The organism is Methylobacterium sp. CM6247 (genome assembly GCF_054817925.1).
The window spans coordinates 2,495,001-2,509,813 of record NZ_JBTXKX010000003.1; the positions used below are offsets into that span (position 1 = coordinate 2,495,001).

Genomic DNA, 14,813 nt, shown 5'->3' on the forward strand with positions numbered 1-14,813 from the left:
GGGGCCTCCTCGCCGAAGACCAGGCGATCCACATCCAACAGAAGTGCGGGTTCGTGATAAGCCGCGCGGCCCATCATCACGCCGTCGACCGCATTCAGTTGGTTCAGCGTCTTCTCGATCGTGGCGATGCCGCCATTGATGGCGATCGGCAGGGAAGGACGGTTCCGTTTCAGCCGTGCCACACGCTCGTAATCGAGGGGGGGGACATCACGGTTCTCCTTTGGCGACAAACCTTGCAGCCACGCCTTGCGGGCGTGAACGATGAGCCCATCGACACCCGCGCGTTCCACGGCATCGACCAGGGAATCGAGCGCGACCTCGGTATCCTGATCGTCCACCCCAATCCGGCATTTCACCGTGACCGGCACCGAAACCGCGGCCTTCATTGTGGCCACGCATTCCCCCACGAGAGTCGGATCCCGCATCAGGCAAGCGCCGAAGCGTCCATCCTGGACCCGATCCGACGGGCAGCCGACATTCAGGTTGATCTCATCGTAGCCGAAGCTTTCCGCGATACGGGCCGCCGCAGCGAGATCCGCAGGCACCGAACCGCCAAGCTGGACCGCTACAGGATGTTCCGCATCCGAGAATCCGAGCAGACGCTCCCTATCTCCGTGCAAAACGGCGTTGCTCGTTACCATTTCGGTATAGAGACGTGCACGGCGCGACAGGACGCGGTGGAACGACCGGCAGTATCTGTCGGTCCAATCCATCATCGGCGCGACCGAGAAACGGATATCGTCAGGTTTCATCATGTCCGCATCAAAGAGACTGGCTCCGGCTTTGCCGGAGTGACGTCTGCCTCGGCTGTTCCAATCAATGATCGTGCTTGCAATCCGGCCCATGCACATGAGCGTGGCCGTCATTCCCATGATCATGAGCGTGCGCGTGCCCGTGATCTGCATGGTCAAGACCATGATCGTGCGCATGCGAATGATCGTGCGCATGAGAATGATCGTGATGGTGATCGTGCCCGCACCGGCTATGGTCGTGGGCCTCGCGCTCGGGCTTGAAAGCCCGTGAGACCGGGTTCGCGGCGCAGCCCTGGCCACGGACGAGTTCCGCATTCGCCGGAGTCGCGGGAATATAGAGCACGTCGGCGCCGATCTCCGCCGGGACGTGACTGCCGCCGAGCTGCCAGGAAAGCCGCATCAAGCGTGCCGGATTCTCGGCACGTACTTCGAGCAAAGGTTCGGCTGCGGCGCGAACCGTCACCAAGCGTCCATCTTCGAGACGAAAGGCATCGCCGTCCTCGACGGGCGCCGGCTTCGACAAGGCCAGGGTGAAGCTCAAGCCTCCCGCGCCGTTGAGGATCGCAGCCGCCCCCTGGCGACCATCGTGATCGAGCGTGACGCTATCGGCAACGGAATCGGGGCGGATGGCGGCTTTGCGGACGATGGCGGTGGCTCGCAGCATGGCTTCCTCGAACGGTTTAAACTCATCTGGGCATCCGGCGAGGGCGGCCCAAGGTGTCTGGCGTGCATCACTAACGGGTTTTTCGCCGGAACGGAAAGCTTGGCCGGAACCGTTCTCCCATCACGTGCATTCCACGAAAGGAATGGCTAAGCTACGTTGCGCAAGGTCACCACGGCGATAAGCCGGGCCAGAAAACGCACAAGGGAGTCTCGGGACCATGAAGAAGCTCATTGCCGCTACCCTCGCCGGGGCTCTCGCCCTCTCCCTCGGCGCCTGCAATACGCCGCAGGATCGTGCACTCGGCGGCGCCGGCCTCGGCGCTTTGGCCGGTGCTGCCATCGGCGGTGCAGCCACCGGTCGGGCTGGCGGCGCTCTTGCCGGTGCGGCCATCGGTGGCGCCAGCGGCGCGATCATCGGCGCCGGCACGGCCCCGCGCTGCCCCTACGGCACCTATCGCGACGCCTACGGCGACGTGTACTGCCGCTGAGATCTTTCCATACGGGAAGAACATCGGGGTCGAGGCGCATGCCTCGGCCCTTTTTCATGACGTGGAGACAAGACGGGCCGGGGGCATTTGCCGTATGCGGGTCTGCGCCGGCGAATGACCGGCCGACGATCCTCTGCGATGCCGATGCTGTCTCACGCTTTTCTCGTTTCGCCCCTCGAATGCGCCCTCCACGCCCATCAAGGCGGTTCCGCATGACCGTCGGGATCTGGGGCAAGCTCGGCGGCGCCGGAATCGGACTGGCCATCGGTGGACCGATCGGCGGTCTGGTCGGCGGGGTCGCCGGTCACTTCCTGGTGGATCGGGAGGGTGCGATCTTCGGCGCGACGCCGAGGGATGTCGTCTTCACCACCGGCCTCGTGGCGCTGGCCGCCAAGATGGCGAAATCGGACGGCGTTGTGACGCCTTCCGAGGTCGAGGCCTTCGCCAAGGTCATCCAGGTCAGCGAGCGGGAGCGGCCCGGCGTCCAACGGCTGTTCGACCTCGCCAAGGGCACCTCGGCCGGGTTCGAGGCCTATGCGCGACAGATGGCGACGGCGTTTCGCGACGAACCGGCTTTGCTGGAGGATGTCCTCGACGGCCTGTTCCACATCGCGAAGGCCGATGGTGCGATCCATGAAGCAGAGGAGCGCTACCTGCGTGCCGTGGCCGAGACCTTCGGCTTCGACGATGTCGCCTTCCGACGGATCGCCGCGCGGCATGTACGGCTCGCCGACGATCCGTATCTGGTCCTCGATCTAGACCACGAGGCGAGCGACGCCGAGGTAAAGGCCCGGCATCGCGCCCTGGTGATGGAGAACCATCCCGATCGCGCCATCGCTCGAGGCGTCCCCCCCGAAGCCGTGACTATCGCGACCGAAAGGCTCGCGGCGATCAATGCCGCCTATGACCGGATCGCCGCCGAACGACGTTTGCGTTGAGGCGGAACGGAGGAACTGCCGCATGAAGCCCAAACCGGAAAGCCCGGTGGCGACCAGTGTGATGCCATCGCCCAACCATGGGGAGCGCCGCGACGGGCCGCCGACCATGCTGATCCTGCACTATACCGGAATGGAGAGTGCGGCCGCCGCATTGCAGCGCCTCGCTAACCCGATCTCCGAGGTCTCGGCGCATTACGTGGTGCTGGAAGATGGCCGGGTGATCCAGATGGTGCCGGAATCACGCCGCGCCTGGCACGCTGGGGCCGGTACATGGGGCCGCGCCACAACGGGAATCGAGCGAGACATCAACTCGCGCTCCATCGGCATAGAGATCGTCAATGGCGGGCATGTCGGCGGATTACCCCCCTATCCGCCAGAGCAGATCGACGCGGTGATCGCATTGTCCCAGGATCTCGTTACCCGTTGGCACATCGCGCCGTGGCATGTTCTCGGCCATTCGGACGTGGCGCCGGAACGCAAGGAAGATCCAGGCGAGCATTTTCCCTGGCACCGACTGGCCGCGGCCGGAATCGGACATCACGTGCCGGCGTCACCCATCCGCGACGGGCGCTTCTTCGCAGAGGGCGATACCGGACAGCCGATCGAAGCGCTCCAGGCCATGTTCGCCCTCTACGGCTACGACATACCCGTGACCGGAGTTTTCGATCGTCGAACCAAGGCGGTCGTCACGGCATTTCAGCGCAGATTTCGTCAGGCGCGCGTGGATGGAGTCGCCGATGCCTCGACGATCACGACCTTGCGCGACTTGCTGGCCGCATTACCGTCGCGGTGATTGCTCGACGCCGCATCCGTCGCTGCACGTGAGCGGTCCGGCCCCATAGTTTGAAGACGGGTCGACTTCGCAGTCATCGATGACGTCACCGGCACAGGCGCCGGTGACGGAATTCAGGACCACTCTCAGGCGCGTTGCGACACGGCGTCCCTGTTCTCGTCCTTCGCTGCATCTTTGGCTGCGTCCCGCGTGCGCCACAGGCTGTAAGCGACGCCGCCCGCCAGCAGCACCAGCGTCACGACAAGCGACACCCATGGCGGCACATGAACGAGGTCGAACGTGTCGGCCACGACGATCTTCGTCCCGATGAAGATGAGGATGAAGGCAAGCGCGGTCTTCAGATAGGCGAAGCGATCGACCATGGCCGCCAGAGCGAAGTAGAGCGCACGTAGGCCCAGGATCGCAAAGATGTTGGAGGTGTAGACGACGAACGTATCGGTGGTGATCGCGAAAATCGCCGGGACACTGTCGACGGCGAAGATCACGTCCGCGCCGTTCACGAGGATCAGGCCGAGCGCCAGGGGGGTGAACCAGAGGACGGACTTGCCGCTCTGCGGATCCGGCTTCCGAACGACGAAACGTTGGCCGTGCATCTCGGGCGTGATGCGCATCACCTTGCGCAGCATCCGAACCATGGCGTTGTCCTGAATGTCGCCGGCCTCTTCCTCCTTGCCGAACAGCATCTTCAGCCCGGCGAAAATCAGAAAAGCAGCGAAGATCGACAAGACCCAGGCGGCTTGGTGCACGAGCGCGGCGCCGAGCCCGATCATCAACCCGCGCAGGACCACCGCGGCGAGAATGCCCCAGACGAGAACGCGGTGCTGAGCCGCGCGGGGAATTCCCAGGGAGGTGAGAATGACCGCAATGACGAAGACGTTGTCCATGGACAGCGACTTCTCGACCACGAGGCCGGCCACGTATTCCTGGGCGGGCTGTGCCCCGAAATACCACCAGATCCAACCGCCGAAGGCGAGGCCGAGGCTGAAATAGAACGCGGTGAGAAGGAGGCTCTCCTTCACCCCGATCTCGTGGTCCTTGTCCCGATGTAGCAGCCCGAGGTCGAAGGCGAGCAGCCCGGCGACCAGGGCGTGGAACCCGAGCCACATCCAGACAGGCTTACCGAGCCATTCGATGAAAAGAAAGTCGACCATGTGGGACCGTCGATGCTTTGCGAGACGCAGGAAAGCATCGGCTCCGACATCACGGAAGGCGTCAACGCGCATCCGCCAGAGGGGCCCGCAGCCGATTGCCGTTAGCTGGGAACCGCCGGGACGGTAATCAAGAGACGGCATGGCGGCGCCGTCGCGTTCACGCCGAGCGCAGGTTCCGAGAGCTCTACCGGTGTGGCCAACCGGCCGCAGAACGGGGCAAACCGCTCGTCGCCATCGATCGCTTCCTTGTTTTGCTGCACCGCGACGCCCCACAATGGCGTGCGGTTCGGAGCCGGGCGGTGTGAGGGTTCAGCACGTGAGGATCGGACGCATCCTTGGATGGGCGAACTTCGCGCTGGTCCTGGCCGGTTCGGCGCAGGCCGAGGCGACGCGCTTCGTCGCCCCTGAATGCCGGGCAGGGTCGACGCGACAGGATGCGCTCACGGGAGTCGGCGAGCGCGGCGAGTTGATCCTGGCATCGGGCAGTCGCGCGATTCTGGGCGGCATTCGCTGGCCGGTGGAAGATGATGGCGCGGCCCGTGCCTGGCTTCTCCGGCATCGGGACCGTCCGCTGGAGCTCGTGCCGCGCGGCGAGGCCGACCGTTGGGGACGCACGCAGGTCGATGCGGCCGTTCTCGACGAGGCGGTGGACCTTGCCGGTGGGCTGATCGCGGAGGGACTTGCCTATGTGGATGCCGGCGAACGCGACACGCTGTGCAGACCGGCGCTGCTGAGCCTCGAAACCGAGGCTCGCGGAGCGGCGAGGGGGCTTTGGCGCACGGGCGTGCGTGAAGGCCGGGAGGGTGGCGCGTTGCGCGAAGCGACCGGTCGTTTCATCGTGGCGCAAGGGAGGGTCGTGAATGTCGGCGAGCGGTCGGCCCGGACCTACGTGGATTTCGCCAAGCGGGGTGAAGACGGCTTGACGGTCACCGTGTCGAAGCGCACTTGGCGCCAGTTGCGTGAACGTGGTCTGAGTGCGGCGACGCTACGCGGGCGCCTCGTCCGCGTTCGCGGTGTCGTCGAGTCTTGGCGCGGACCCACCCTCGACATCGCAAGCGCAGACATGATCGAAGTTTTGGATGAGGAGCGGGCGCTTCGGCGCTGAACCGAATGAGCGGGGGGCACACTCGACATCGCGGATTCTGGGCTGGCCGAAGCGGCCTGCTCATATCGACGCTCATCCTGCCGCTGTTGGTGGGCTGCGGCGCCGACCAGACCGGCGCCCTGTTGCAGCCGGCCGCGATCAAGGTCCCGGTGGAGGCTCCCCGCACCACGGGCCGGGAGCGGACCGCGTCGGATGCCGACCATGCCAAGCTCGTGGCTTCCTTCGGGGGGGAATACCGTTCGCCGGCGGCTCTGCGCCTGCTGACGGAGGTGACCGACCGTCTGGTGAAGGCCACCGACCGTCCGGAGGAGACCTACGCGGTCACGCTTCTCGACTCGCCGGTCATCAACGCCTTCGCCCTGCCCAATGGCCGCCTCTACGTGACCAGGGGGTTGCTGGCGCTGGCCAGCGATACGTCCGAGATCGCCGCCGTGCTGGCGCATGAGATCGCCCACGTCACCCTGCGCCATGCCACGGCGCGCACCGAACTGGCCTTGCGCTCGCAGTTGGTAAGCCGGGTCGTCGCCGACGTGCTCAACGATCCAGCCACCGGCGCCCAATTGCAGAACCAGTCGAAATTCGCCCTGGCCCGGTTCTCCCGCGATCAGGAGCTCGAGGCGGACGGGATCGGTGTCCGGACCCTGGCGCGGGCCGGCTACGATCCGTTCGGTGCGGGCCGGTTCCTCAACTCGCTCAATCGCACCACCAACATGAAGACCGGGACGGGCATGGCCGGCGAGCCCGACATGCTCGCCACCCACCCCGGTACCAGCGAGCGGATCAACCTCGTCACCCGTGCCGCCCGCCTGATCGGCGCGCCCGGCCTCGGCGTCGATGAGCGTGCCCGCTACCTCGCGGCCATCGACGGCATCGCCTATGGCGACAATCCGGGCGACGGGATCGTCAAGGGCCGCCGCTTCCTCCATCCCAGCCTCGGCATCGCCTTCGAGGTACCGGAGGGATTCACGATCGAGAACACGCGGAACGCCGTCCTCGGCGCCACCGGGGAGGGGAGCCGTCGCCTTTTGTTCGATCAGGTCGAAAGCCATGTCGGCCAGAGCCTGGAGGAGGTGCTGCGCGCAACCTGGAGCGACAGCATCGAGGCGAGTTCGGTGGAGAATCGGATGATCGCCGGCAACTCGGCGGTCACGGCGATGTCGCGCGGCAAGGACTGGACCTTCCGCCTCGCCGCTGTCCGGGTCGGGGAGACCACCTTCCGCATGATCATGGCTGCCAAGGGCAGCACGGATCCCGACGGCGCGTTCCGTCGCTGGACCGAGAGCCTGTCCGGCGTCGGCCCCGACGAAGTGAAGTCCCTGCGCCCGCTGCGCATCCAGGTCGTCGTCGCCGGGCCGGCCGATACGGCCGACGAGATGGCGCGCAGGATGGTGGTGCCCGATCGTCCGCTGGACCGCTTCCTCGTCCTCAACGAGCTGGAGCGGGGTGCCGTCATCCGGGCGGGCCAAAGCTACAAGCTCGTCGTCGAGTAGCGAAACACGGTTGCGGTCTGGCAGTTCGATGCCGGACCACGTTGTGGTGATTCCCGATTCCACCCGGGTCGTTCAGGCTGATCGTCAGGCCCGCCGCGACGCTCGGGGAACGCCAACGGTTCGACCGGTGGCGGCGAACGTGGCCATCATGGGCATCCTAACCGAGTCTCATCCGAACGGAGTCGTCGATGCACCATCCAGCGTCCGCTGTCCGTATTCTCATCGTGGAGGACGAGGTGATGCTTCTCGACGTCATCACCGCCCATCTCGAAGAGGTCGGATATGACGTGATCCCGGCGGTCACCGCAGAAATCGCCCTCGATATTCTGCAGCGTGGCGACCCGGTGGACATCCTGTTCACGGACATCCGTCTGCCGGGTGCGATGGATGGATGGCAACTCGCCGAAGCCGCGCGGGACATCCGTCCGGCCCTGCCGGTGATCTACGCCACCGGCTTCTCTCACACCCCGCCCCGGATGGTAGGCGGCGCGGTCTTCTTCCAGAAGCCCTATCGCGCGGTGGCGGTTATCCGCGCGATCAAAGGGTTCGGTGTGTCGCCACCCGCCTGATCGGTCAGGCGGCGGCGAGCGCCATCGACATCGATTCCTTCTTCATCAACTCGCGGTAGAACCCATCGAGATGCGTGAGCTTGTCCGGCGAGCCGTCCTGGATGACGCGCCCGCCTTCGAGCACCACGATCCGGTCGAAATCCTTCAGCGTCGAGAGACGGTGCGCGATTGCGATGACGGTCCGCCCCTTCATCAGATTGGCCAGGGCGTGCCGGATCGCCTCCTCGGAATCGGCGTCCAGCGCCGAGGTCGCCTCGTCGAGCAGAAGGATCGGGGAATCCTTCAGGATGGCGCGGGCTATGGCGATGCGCTGGCGCTGACCGCCGGACAGCTTCACACCCCGGTCGCCCACGATCGTGTCGAAGCCCTCCGGCAACGCCTCGATGAAGTCGGTGCAATGCGCCGCCGCAGCGGCCTTCCAGACATCCTCGTCCGACGCGTCCGGCCGGCCGTAGCGGATGTTCTCGCGCAGCGTCCGGTGGAACATCGACACGTCCTGGGGCACCACCGTGATGGCTTCGCGCAGGGAATCCTGCGTCACCCGGTTGATGTCCTGACCATTGAGCAGGATCTTCCCGCTCTGGACCTCGTAGAAGCGCTGGAGCAGCGAGAAGAGGGTCGATTTGCCCCCACCCGACTTGCCCACGAGACCGATGCGCTGCCCCGCCTCGATCTTGACGTTGAAATCCGTGAAGACCGCGCGACCGTCGGGATACGAGAAGGCGACGTGATCGAACTCGATCTCGGCGCCGGTGCCCGAAAGCGGCATCGCTTCGGGATGGTCGATCAGGTCGTGCGGCTGAAGCAGGGTATGCAGGGCCTCCGACAGCCGGGCCGTATGCTGGGTCGCATCCACTAAGGCGACGGCGAGGTCGCGCGTGGCGGCGAGGATACGGATGCCGAGGGTGCAGACGAGGACCACCTGTCCGTTCGTGGCTTGGCCCGCTTCCCACATGGTGATGGCCCAATAGAGCAGGCCGAGCACCGCGAAGACCGTGAGGATCGCGTGAACGATCCGAAGCTTCTCGAGGTAGAGCAGCGAGGAGCGGCGCGACCGCATCTCGACGCCGATGGTACCGTCGAAGCGCTTGTATTCCCGCTTGAACGCCGAGAAGGCGCGGACCAGCGGCATGTTGCCGACGAGATCCACCATCTCGCCATCCACGCTCGCGGCTTTGGCCGCGAAGTCGTGGTGGAGCGGCTTTCCCGCAGCCGCCATCTTGAACATCAGGATGACGACGGCGGCGAAGATGCCGGCCAGGACGCCCGCCATGGTGAGGTTGACGGTGCCGATATAGACGATCGACAGGAAGGCCGCGACGCAGGGCGGCATCACGTTGAACACGAACATGTTCTCGACCGTGAAGATCGCGTTCGAGGTTGCGGTGATGCGCGAGGCGAGAGTTCCGGGCTGCCGGTCGGCGAAGAAGGACGGCGAATGCCCGGTCATGTGCCGGAACAGGTCGCGGCGGATATCACCCGTGACACCGACGAAAGTGAAGGATCCGACGAGGCTCGCCACGCGCCAGAGCATGTTGTCGGCGGCGATGAAGGCGATGAGGACGGCCAGTGCGCCCCAGATCAGGCCTGCATCCGGCCCCTTGCTCAGGGCATCGACGACGCCCTTCAGCGCGTAATCCGTGCTCACGGAGAAAGCGACGGCTCCGAGGACAGCGCAGAGGATGACCAGATGGGGAAGGGCCCGCCGCTTCAGGTAACGGGAGACGAAGGCGAAGGGCCTGTCGGCATAGACGCAGAGGTCTTCCATATGGGTGACCATCCCGGTGCTCATTCTTAACTGTCGGATTCTGACGTGACCCTGCAAGCAGGCAGCACGGAACCGTGAACCTATAGGTCGCAACGCAAATCTCGTCCAAGCGTTGCAGGCTGCCGTCAAGCTTGCGCTCTTATACCGAGGAAACCTGAACGGGTCTTGAGCGGCAAGCGAATTCGATGCCGTACCCCCATCAGGTCGCCTCCACCTGACGGGTCTCCGGCATGATCAGGGCGAGGAGGGCGAAGCCCGCCAGACCCACGATGGCGAGGCCAAGGAAGGCGCTGTGGCTGCCGAGGTGATCGGCCATGATTCCGGCCAGCGACGTCGACAGGGCGGCGCCGATCCCCATGGCGGTTCCGACCGCACCGAGGGCGAGGTTGAACCGGCCGGTGCCGCGCGTGACATCAGAGACCACGAGGGGAACCATGACCCCGAACACCGCCGCCGAGACGCCGTCGAAGACCTGGATCGCCACGAGGAGTTCCGGGCTGTCGGTGTAGGCGAAGAGCAGGCCGCGGATCGGGAGGGCGGCAAAGCCGATGAGAAGGAGCGGGCGGCGGCCCCATTTCTCGGCGGCCCGCCCGACCGCCGGGCCGGAAATCGCCAGGACGACCTGGGGCACCACGATGCAGGCTGCGATGAGCGCCGTGGCGGTTTCGCTGGCCCGCAGGGTCAACATGCTGCCCACGAGAGGCAGCATGGCCGCGTTGGCCAGGAAGAAAAGGGTCATGCAGGCGGCAAAGCACAGGAGGGGGCGATTGGTGACGATGGCCTTCAGCGCGCTTTCCTTCGGCCCCGACTCCACCGCCTCGGCTTGGCGGGCCTGCAGCGGTGCCGCGCCCGGACGGATGAACGAGAGCGCGATCAGGGTCGGGATCATGAGGAAGGCGGTGAGGTAGAACACAGCGTCGTTCGACAGGTAGTAGCCGCAGGCTCCCATCAACGCCGCCGCGACCGCATTGCCGAGCGCCGAGAAGCTCGCGTTGCGCCCCAGCCGTTCACCGGCACGTTTATGACCTACCAATCCGATGCTGATGGCCGCGATGGCCGGCGTCAGGATGCAGCTCGCGGCCGAATGGGCCGCCATGGCGAGCAGAACGATAAGGAAGCTCGGCCACATGGCGAGGGCGAAGGCGCTGAGCGAGATCGCCACGACCGAGAGCCCCGCCGCGAAGCGTCGCGAACGAACCGCATCGACGAAAGCACCGCCCGGCACCTGACCGAGCAGGCTGACGAGGCTGCCCACCGTGAGGGCGAAACCGATGTCGGATTGCGTCCATTGCGCCTGCGTGAAGTACACGGCGAGGAACGGACCGAACCCGGTCTGGAGGTTCGCGACGAAGAACGCGAAGGCGTCGAGCCCGCGGCTGCTTCTCACCGAAACGGCCTGCATGTCGGTCGAAGCCTCTCCGGGCATCTCGGCATAGGCGTCACGCCGGGGAACCCCTCGCGGTCGAAATTCCGACCGGGGCACTTCGCGGGGTTTGATGACGCGTCGATTCTGCGAGCGGGATGCCGTCATTTGTCCGGCGATTTCTCAGCCGGCTTATCTGGCATGGGAGTGGCCGCAGGGGTCGACGGCGGCGTGACGGGAGCCTGGACCGGAGCCGCCGGAGTCGGTGCGGCGGGGGGCTGAACCGCAGGGAGCTGCGCTGCCGGGACTGGCGCTGCCGGGCCTTGCGCTGCCGGAACTTGCGCGGGAGCGACTTGTGCAGGAGCCACCTGAGCGGGCGGAGGCGCTTGGCCGGCCGCCGCGTCGCCGTCGGGCGGAACGCTCGGGCTCGCCGGGCCGAGGACGACGATGGGATCGCCCGGCTTGTATTCCGGCGAGACGCGAACCTGGTTCCGGCTCAGCTGAAGGACGAGGCGGCTCGGCTTGCCATCCGGCGAGAAACGCATGGCGCGCCAGTCCACCGCGATCTTGCGCGAGCCTACGCCGAGAAAGCCGCCGAAATCGATGATGGCGGCGCGTGGCCGACCATCCTTGTCGAGGATGATGTCGATGATCCGACCCATATCCTCGCCGGTGGAACTGCGCACGGCTTTGCCGAGCACACCCTCGTAATCCTGGGTATCCAGAACAGTCGCGGGTGTCCCTGTGGCCGGTACGGGCGGGGCAGCCGCCGGCTGTGCCGGCGCGGTGATCTGCGGTGGCGGCACCGGCGGCGAGACAGGGGTTGCGGGTGCCGCGGGCGCGGCCGGAGACGCGTCGCTCGCCGCGCCGGTAGCCGGAGCGGTTCCCTCTGCTGCGGCTCCTGCGGCCCAAAGGGTGATCGACGCGGCGGCAACCAGCCGGACAGTTCTGAACACGTGCGTTCCCCGAAGAAGCATGTCGCCGGCTCCCGCTCGACCTCGGCCATCCCGAGACGTTCTCGCCTGGCATGGAGTGGGAAGGCGTATGAGAGCGGACCAAGGCGAAGTTGTGGATGACGGCGAACCGATCGGCAGAGGAGCGGCTCGTCCCGATCACGGATTGGCAAGAACCGGACCGTGGCGGTCATGGTGGCGTGCAGCGCGGAAGCTGTCCAGGCGAACCGGCGCCCGCCGACACGGAATTTTTCCCTTTCCGCCGCGTGAGGTATGACGAAAGCCCTGTGATCGTCTGGTTTTCGCCTTTTGTGCATCGTAGAGATGCGCGCAAGCGTGCCGAACCACCCGCGCGAACTGAGGTGGAATACTTTTGAGGAACTCGTCGATGCGTATCCCGTCGAAAGCCTGCGCTCTGGCGCTTCTTGCAGCGTCTTTGGGCGGTTGCCAGGCATTGTCCGGCGGCGGTGGCGTCATGCCTGAGAGCGAAGTCGGTCCTCCGCCCTCCATGCGCGGTGCCGTGCCCGGCGCTCAGCGCGCACGGGCGGCCGAGGTCGATCCCGATGGGGCGCCGCTCCAGACGGCTCCGACGCGGCGCCTGGACCTGCCGAAATCGGCCGGCGGCCAGACCCGCTCCCAGGCGGAGGCGGAGGCGGAGCGCCGGATTCGCCGTGAGGACATCGAGGGCGAAACGACCAGCCGTTCGAGCTCCGGCGGGCTCGCCCCGCAGATGGGGTCGGGCGGCAGTGTCGGCCTCGGCGGGAAGTTCTAGAACCGCGCGACGCGACTGACGGATTCTAAAAGCGCCGCCGATGGAGCCCCCATCGGCGGCGTTGTCGTATGTGCTGGCAACGATGCCGGTCACACGAGATCGGCACCACGCGTGTCGGTGTCGACCCGACCTTCGGCGGCAACGAGTCCCGTCAGGCCAGCGAGGAGCGCGCCGGAAGCGACGAGGGCGAGGGCAATGGCTGCGATGAACATACCCTCAGTGTTCCTCATCGCGCTTAAGGGATCGTTCTCTGTCGGGTCTGGGCGGTGTTCCGAGATCGCGCAGATGCGGCGATTCCGGGGGAGGAACGAAAAAAGATTGCACGCTCCCGCGATGCGGCGTCGTCCGGCGACGTACCGTCCTGCCACCCGGCGCAGACCCGATCCTCTCCTTACCACTGGATCATGCGGCGCTTCTCTCGCGAACCGCACAGCGAAGGCCTCGAAACGACTCGGTTGTCTTCCTAACGCATTGTCGGACGACAGGTTTTTCGGACGATGCCCGTCTCGATGCCGCCGGGCCGCTCTGTCGTCCCAGATGACGATCATAGAGGGAGCGGCCGTCATGCGGATCGGATCGCGTCGGGACGGAAGTCCGTGCTCCCGCCTTCGTGGGCTTGCAATATCCCCGCTATCCCCGTCCCTTCTGTGGATGGGCGGTGGGTGTACGTGATTCCCTCTTGGAACGCTCTCAGCACCGCTTAGTTGTTGCAGCTATGCGCTCCGAGGCCCTTGGCCGTGGGCGTGACGGCGCTCAAAGCCAAAAACCGGAGGAACTCATGGCAACCAAGACCACCACCAAGGCAGCCGACAAGCCGGCCGCTGCCAAGAAGACCGCTGCTCCGAAGGCTGAAGGCGCCGCTAAGCCCAACGCGCTGCAGCAGCCGCTGAAGCCCTCCGAGGAACTCGCGGCCGTCGTCGGCTCCGCAGCGCTTCCGCGCGGTGAGGTCGTCAGCAAGGTTTGGGAATACATCAAGAAGCACAATCTCCAGAATCCCGAGAACAAGCGCGAGATCCTGGCCGACGACAAGCTGAAGAAGGTCTTCGGCAAAGACAAATGCACGATGTTCGAGATGAACAAGCACCTCGCTGCCCATCTCAAGTCGGCCTGATGCCGGTGCGGCCCGGCGCTCGAGTGGCGCCGGGCAGGCTCTTTCTCCAGTTTCGGTACGTCCGCTAGCGACCCGAGAGCGTTGCGCTCAGGCGATGTGACGGATCACTCCCCCATCGACGCGTAGGGCCGCACCGCTGGTGGCGCTGGCGGCCGGACTGCAGATGTAGGCGACCATGCTGGCGACCTCCTCGACCGTCGCCAAGCGACGAATGAGCGAGGTCGAGCGGTGCTCGGCGACGAAGTCCCGTCCCAGCTTGTCGAGATCGACCTCGCCGGTATCCTTCGCCATTTTCGCCATGAAGTCGGCGACACCCTCCGACAGGGTCGGCCCGGGCAGTACGCTGTTCACGGTCACTCCGCTTCCGGCCACCGTCTCGGCGAGGCCCCGTGACACGGCGAGCTGCGCCGTCTTCGTCATGCCGTAATGGACCATCTCGACCGGGATGTTCAGGCCCGACTCGCTGGAAATGAAGACGACCCGCCCCCATCCGGCCTCGACCATACCCGGCGTGTAGGCCCGCGAGAGGCGTATGCCGCTCATCACGTTGGTCTCGAAGAAGCGAAGCCAATCGTCGTCTTGTATCTCGAAGAACGGCTTCGGTTCGAAGATGCCGGTGTTGTTCACCAGGATATCGACCTCCGGCAAACCCTTCACTACCGCATCCGCGCCGCTCGCCGTGGCGATATCGCCGGGGGCCGCGATGAACGCCGTCGTGCCGGTCTCCTCCGTCAAGCGCCCGATCGCCGCCCGGACCCGGTCCGGTGTGCGCCCGTTGACGGCGACGGTGGCGCCCATTCCGGCGAGGGCCTTTGCGATGCCGTAGCCGATGCCGCCGGTCGAGCCGGTCACCAGGGCACGTCGCCCCTTCAGATTCATGTCCATGAATGTCCTCCT

At 65.8% G+C, this 14,813-nt stretch carries 16 protein-coding genes (1 of these 16 only partly in view); 8 read left to right on the plus strand and 8 right to left on the minus strand.

The features are described 5' to 3' along the window. Both dusA and ACYQOP_RS12475 read right to left on the minus strand, forming a co-directional pair. Window positions 1-755, minus strand: partial view of a tRNA dihydrouridine(20/20a) synthase DusA gene (dusA, locus tag ACYQOP_RS12470; protein WP_461222556.1) — the 5' portion only. 256 nt of this gene lie to the left of the window's left edge; only the first 755 of its 1,011 coding nucleotides appear in the window; it begins with the start codon at window positions 753-755; its stop codon lies off the left edge, out of view. Between the two features lie 61 nt (window positions 756-816). Then, a complete protein-coding gene (locus ACYQOP_RS12475; RefSeq protein WP_461222557.1) occupies window positions 817-1,416 on the minus strand; it encodes an urease accessory protein UreE in 600 nt (199 codons plus the stop codon). Between the two features lie 217 nt (window positions 1,417-1,633). Here ACYQOP_RS12475 and ACYQOP_RS12480 point away from each other — a divergent pair, with 217 nt between their 5' ends. The 3 genes from ACYQOP_RS12480 (at window position 1,634) to ACYQOP_RS12490 (ending at window position 3,634) form a co-directional block, all read left to right on the plus strand. Further along, window positions 1,634-1,903, plus strand: coding sequence for a hypothetical protein (locus tag ACYQOP_RS12480; protein WP_018042474.1), 270 nt, complete (start codon window positions 1,634-1,636; stop codon window positions 1,901-1,903). 212 nt (window positions 1,904-2,115) lie between these two features. Next, window positions 2,116-2,841 carry a TerB family tellurite resistance protein gene (locus ACYQOP_RS12485; RefSeq protein WP_056428741.1) on the plus strand — a complete coding sequence of 242 codons (726 nt, stop codon included), beginning with the start codon at window positions 2,116-2,118 and terminating at the stop codon, window positions 2,839-2,841. Between the two features lie 22 nt (window positions 2,842-2,863). Next, complete coding sequence (locus ACYQOP_RS12490) at window positions 2,864-3,634, plus strand: N-acetylmuramoyl-L-alanine amidase (protein WP_461222558.1); 771 nt, start codon at window positions 2,864-2,866, stop codon at window positions 3,632-3,634. A 125-nt stretch (window positions 3,635-3,759) separates the two neighbouring features. Here ACYQOP_RS12490 and ACYQOP_RS12495 read toward each other — a convergent pair whose 3' ends face one another. Next, on the minus strand, window positions 3,760-4,785 hold the full coding sequence (locus ACYQOP_RS12495) for a TerC family protein (RefSeq protein WP_056428954.1): 1,026 nt from the start codon (window positions 4,783-4,785) through the stop codon (window positions 3,760-3,762). Between the two features lie 301 nt (window positions 4,786-5,086). Here ACYQOP_RS12495 and ACYQOP_RS12500 point away from each other — a divergent pair, with 301 nt between their 5' ends. The 3 genes from ACYQOP_RS12500 to ACYQOP_RS12510 all read left to right on the plus strand — a co-directional run bounded on the left by ACYQOP_RS12500 (window position 5,087) and on the right by ACYQOP_RS12510 (window position 7,949). Then, entirely contained in the window at window positions 5,087-5,890 is an 804-nt protein-coding gene (locus ACYQOP_RS12500; protein WP_461222559.1) for a DNA-binding protein, read from the plus strand. Between the two features lie 5 nt (window positions 5,891-5,895). Next, window positions 5,896-7,380 carry a M48 family metalloprotease gene (locus ACYQOP_RS12505; RefSeq protein WP_461222560.1) on the plus strand — a complete coding sequence of 495 codons (1,485 nt, stop codon included), beginning with the start codon at window positions 5,896-5,898 and terminating at the stop codon, window positions 7,378-7,380. Between the two features lie 188 nt (window positions 7,381-7,568). Next, window positions 7,569-7,949 (plus strand): response regulator, encoded by a 381-nt coding sequence (locus tag ACYQOP_RS12510; protein ID WP_461222561.1) that lies wholly within the window; start codon window positions 7,569-7,571, stop codon window positions 7,947-7,949. Between the two features lie 4 nt (window positions 7,950-7,953). Here the strand turns inward: ACYQOP_RS12510 and ACYQOP_RS12515 are convergent, their stop codons facing one another. The 3 genes from ACYQOP_RS12515 to ACYQOP_RS12525 all read right to left on the minus strand — a co-directional run bounded on the left by ACYQOP_RS12515 (window position 7,954) and on the right by ACYQOP_RS12525 (window position 12,036). After that, window positions 7,954-9,717: an ABC transporter ATP-binding protein gene (locus ACYQOP_RS12515; RefSeq protein WP_056428957.1), complete on the minus strand. Its 1,764-nt coding sequence runs from the start codon at window positions 9,715-9,717 to the stop codon at window positions 7,954-7,956. A gap of 199 nt (window positions 9,718-9,916) precedes the next feature. Continuing rightward, window positions 9,917-11,248, minus strand: coding sequence for an MFS transporter (locus ACYQOP_RS12520; protein WP_056428759.1), 1,332 nt, complete (start codon window positions 11,246-11,248; stop codon window positions 9,917-9,919). Beyond that, window positions 11,245-12,036 (minus strand): PRC-barrel domain-containing protein, encoded by a 792-nt coding sequence (locus tag ACYQOP_RS12525; RefSeq protein ID WP_461222562.1) that lies wholly within the window; start codon window positions 12,034-12,036, stop codon window positions 11,245-11,247. Before ACYQOP_RS12525 ends, ACYQOP_RS12520 begins: the two co-directional genes overlap by 4 nt. A gap of 385 nt (window positions 12,037-12,421) precedes the next feature. Between ACYQOP_RS12525 and ACYQOP_RS12530 the strand changes: the two genes are divergently transcribed. Further along, entirely contained in the window at window positions 12,422-12,805 is a 384-nt protein-coding gene (locus ACYQOP_RS12530) for a hypothetical protein (RefSeq protein ID WP_461222563.1), read from the plus strand. A gap of 89 nt (window positions 12,806-12,894) precedes the next feature. On the opposite strand, the gene ACYQOP_RS12535 is transcribed toward ACYQOP_RS12530, so the two are convergent. Continuing rightward, window positions 12,895-13,017 carry a hypothetical protein gene (locus tag ACYQOP_RS12535; protein WP_311276195.1) on the minus strand — a complete coding sequence of 41 codons (123 nt, stop codon included), beginning with the start codon at window positions 13,015-13,017 and terminating at the stop codon, window positions 12,895-12,897. 566 nt (window positions 13,018-13,583) lie between these two features. Between ACYQOP_RS12535 and ACYQOP_RS12540 the strand changes: the two genes are divergently transcribed. Then, window positions 13,584-13,916, plus strand: coding sequence for an SWIB/MDM2 domain-containing protein (locus tag ACYQOP_RS12540; RefSeq protein ID WP_056428766.1), 333 nt, complete (start codon window positions 13,584-13,586; stop codon window positions 13,914-13,916). A gap of 87 nt (window positions 13,917-14,003) precedes the next feature. On the opposite strand, the gene ACYQOP_RS12545 is transcribed toward ACYQOP_RS12540, so the two are convergent. Further along, window positions 14,004-14,801, minus strand: a complete 798-nt coding sequence (locus tag ACYQOP_RS12545) for an SDR family NAD(P)-dependent oxidoreductase (protein ID WP_461222564.1) — start codon at window positions 14,799-14,801, stop codon at window positions 14,004-14,006. Window positions 14,802-14,813: the final 12 nt, after the last annotated feature.

What these genes read in the sequence shown, in the direction of transcription:
- ACYQOP_RS12475 (WP_461222557.1), bottom strand. Translation starts at nt 1,416, where the DNA reads ATGCTGCGAGCCACCGCCATCGTCCGCAAAGCCGCCATCCGCCCCGAT.
- ACYQOP_RS12480 (WP_018042474.1), top strand. Translation starts at nt 1,634, where the DNA reads ATGAAGAAGCTCATTGCCGCTACCCTCGCCGGGGCTCTCGCCCTCTCC.
- ACYQOP_RS12485 (WP_056428741.1), top strand. Translation starts at nt 2,116, where the DNA reads ATGACCGTCGGGATCTGGGGCAAGCTCGGCGGCGCCGGAATCGGACTG.
- ACYQOP_RS12490 (WP_461222558.1), top strand. Translation starts at nt 2,864, where the DNA reads ATGAAGCCCAAACCGGAAAGCCCGGTGGCGACCAGTGTGATGCCATCG.
- ACYQOP_RS12495 (WP_056428954.1), bottom strand. Translation starts at nt 4,785, where the DNA reads ATGGTCGACTTTCTTTTCATCGAATGGCTCGGTAAGCCTGTCTGGATG.
- ACYQOP_RS12505 (WP_461222560.1), top strand. Translation starts at nt 5,896, where the DNA reads ATGAGCGGGGGGCACACTCGACATCGCGGATTCTGGGCTGGCCGAAGC.
- ACYQOP_RS12510 (WP_461222561.1), top strand. Translation starts at nt 7,569, where the DNA reads ATGCACCATCCAGCGTCCGCTGTCCGTATTCTCATCGTGGAGGACGAG.
- ACYQOP_RS12515 (WP_056428957.1), bottom strand. Translation starts at nt 9,717, where the DNA reads ATGGAAGACCTCTGCGTCTATGCCGACAGGCCCTTCGCCTTCGTCTCC.
- ACYQOP_RS12520 (WP_056428759.1), bottom strand. Translation starts at nt 11,248, where the DNA reads ATGACGGCATCCCGCTCGCAGAATCGACGCGTCATCAAACCCCGCGAA.
- ACYQOP_RS12530 (WP_461222563.1), top strand. Translation starts at nt 12,422, where the DNA reads ATGCGTATCCCGTCGAAAGCCTGCGCTCTGGCGCTTCTTGCAGCGTCT.
- ACYQOP_RS12535 (WP_311276195.1), bottom strand. Translation starts at nt 13,017, where the DNA reads ATGTTCATCGCAGCCATTGCCCTCGCCCTCGTCGCTTCCGGCGCGCTC.
- ACYQOP_RS12540 (WP_056428766.1), top strand. Translation starts at nt 13,584, where the DNA reads ATGGCAACCAAGACCACCACCAAGGCAGCCGACAAGCCGGCCGCTGCC.
- ACYQOP_RS12545 (WP_461222564.1), bottom strand. Translation starts at nt 14,801, where the DNA reads ATGGACATGAATCTGAAGGGGCGACGTGCCCTGGTGACCGGCTCGACC.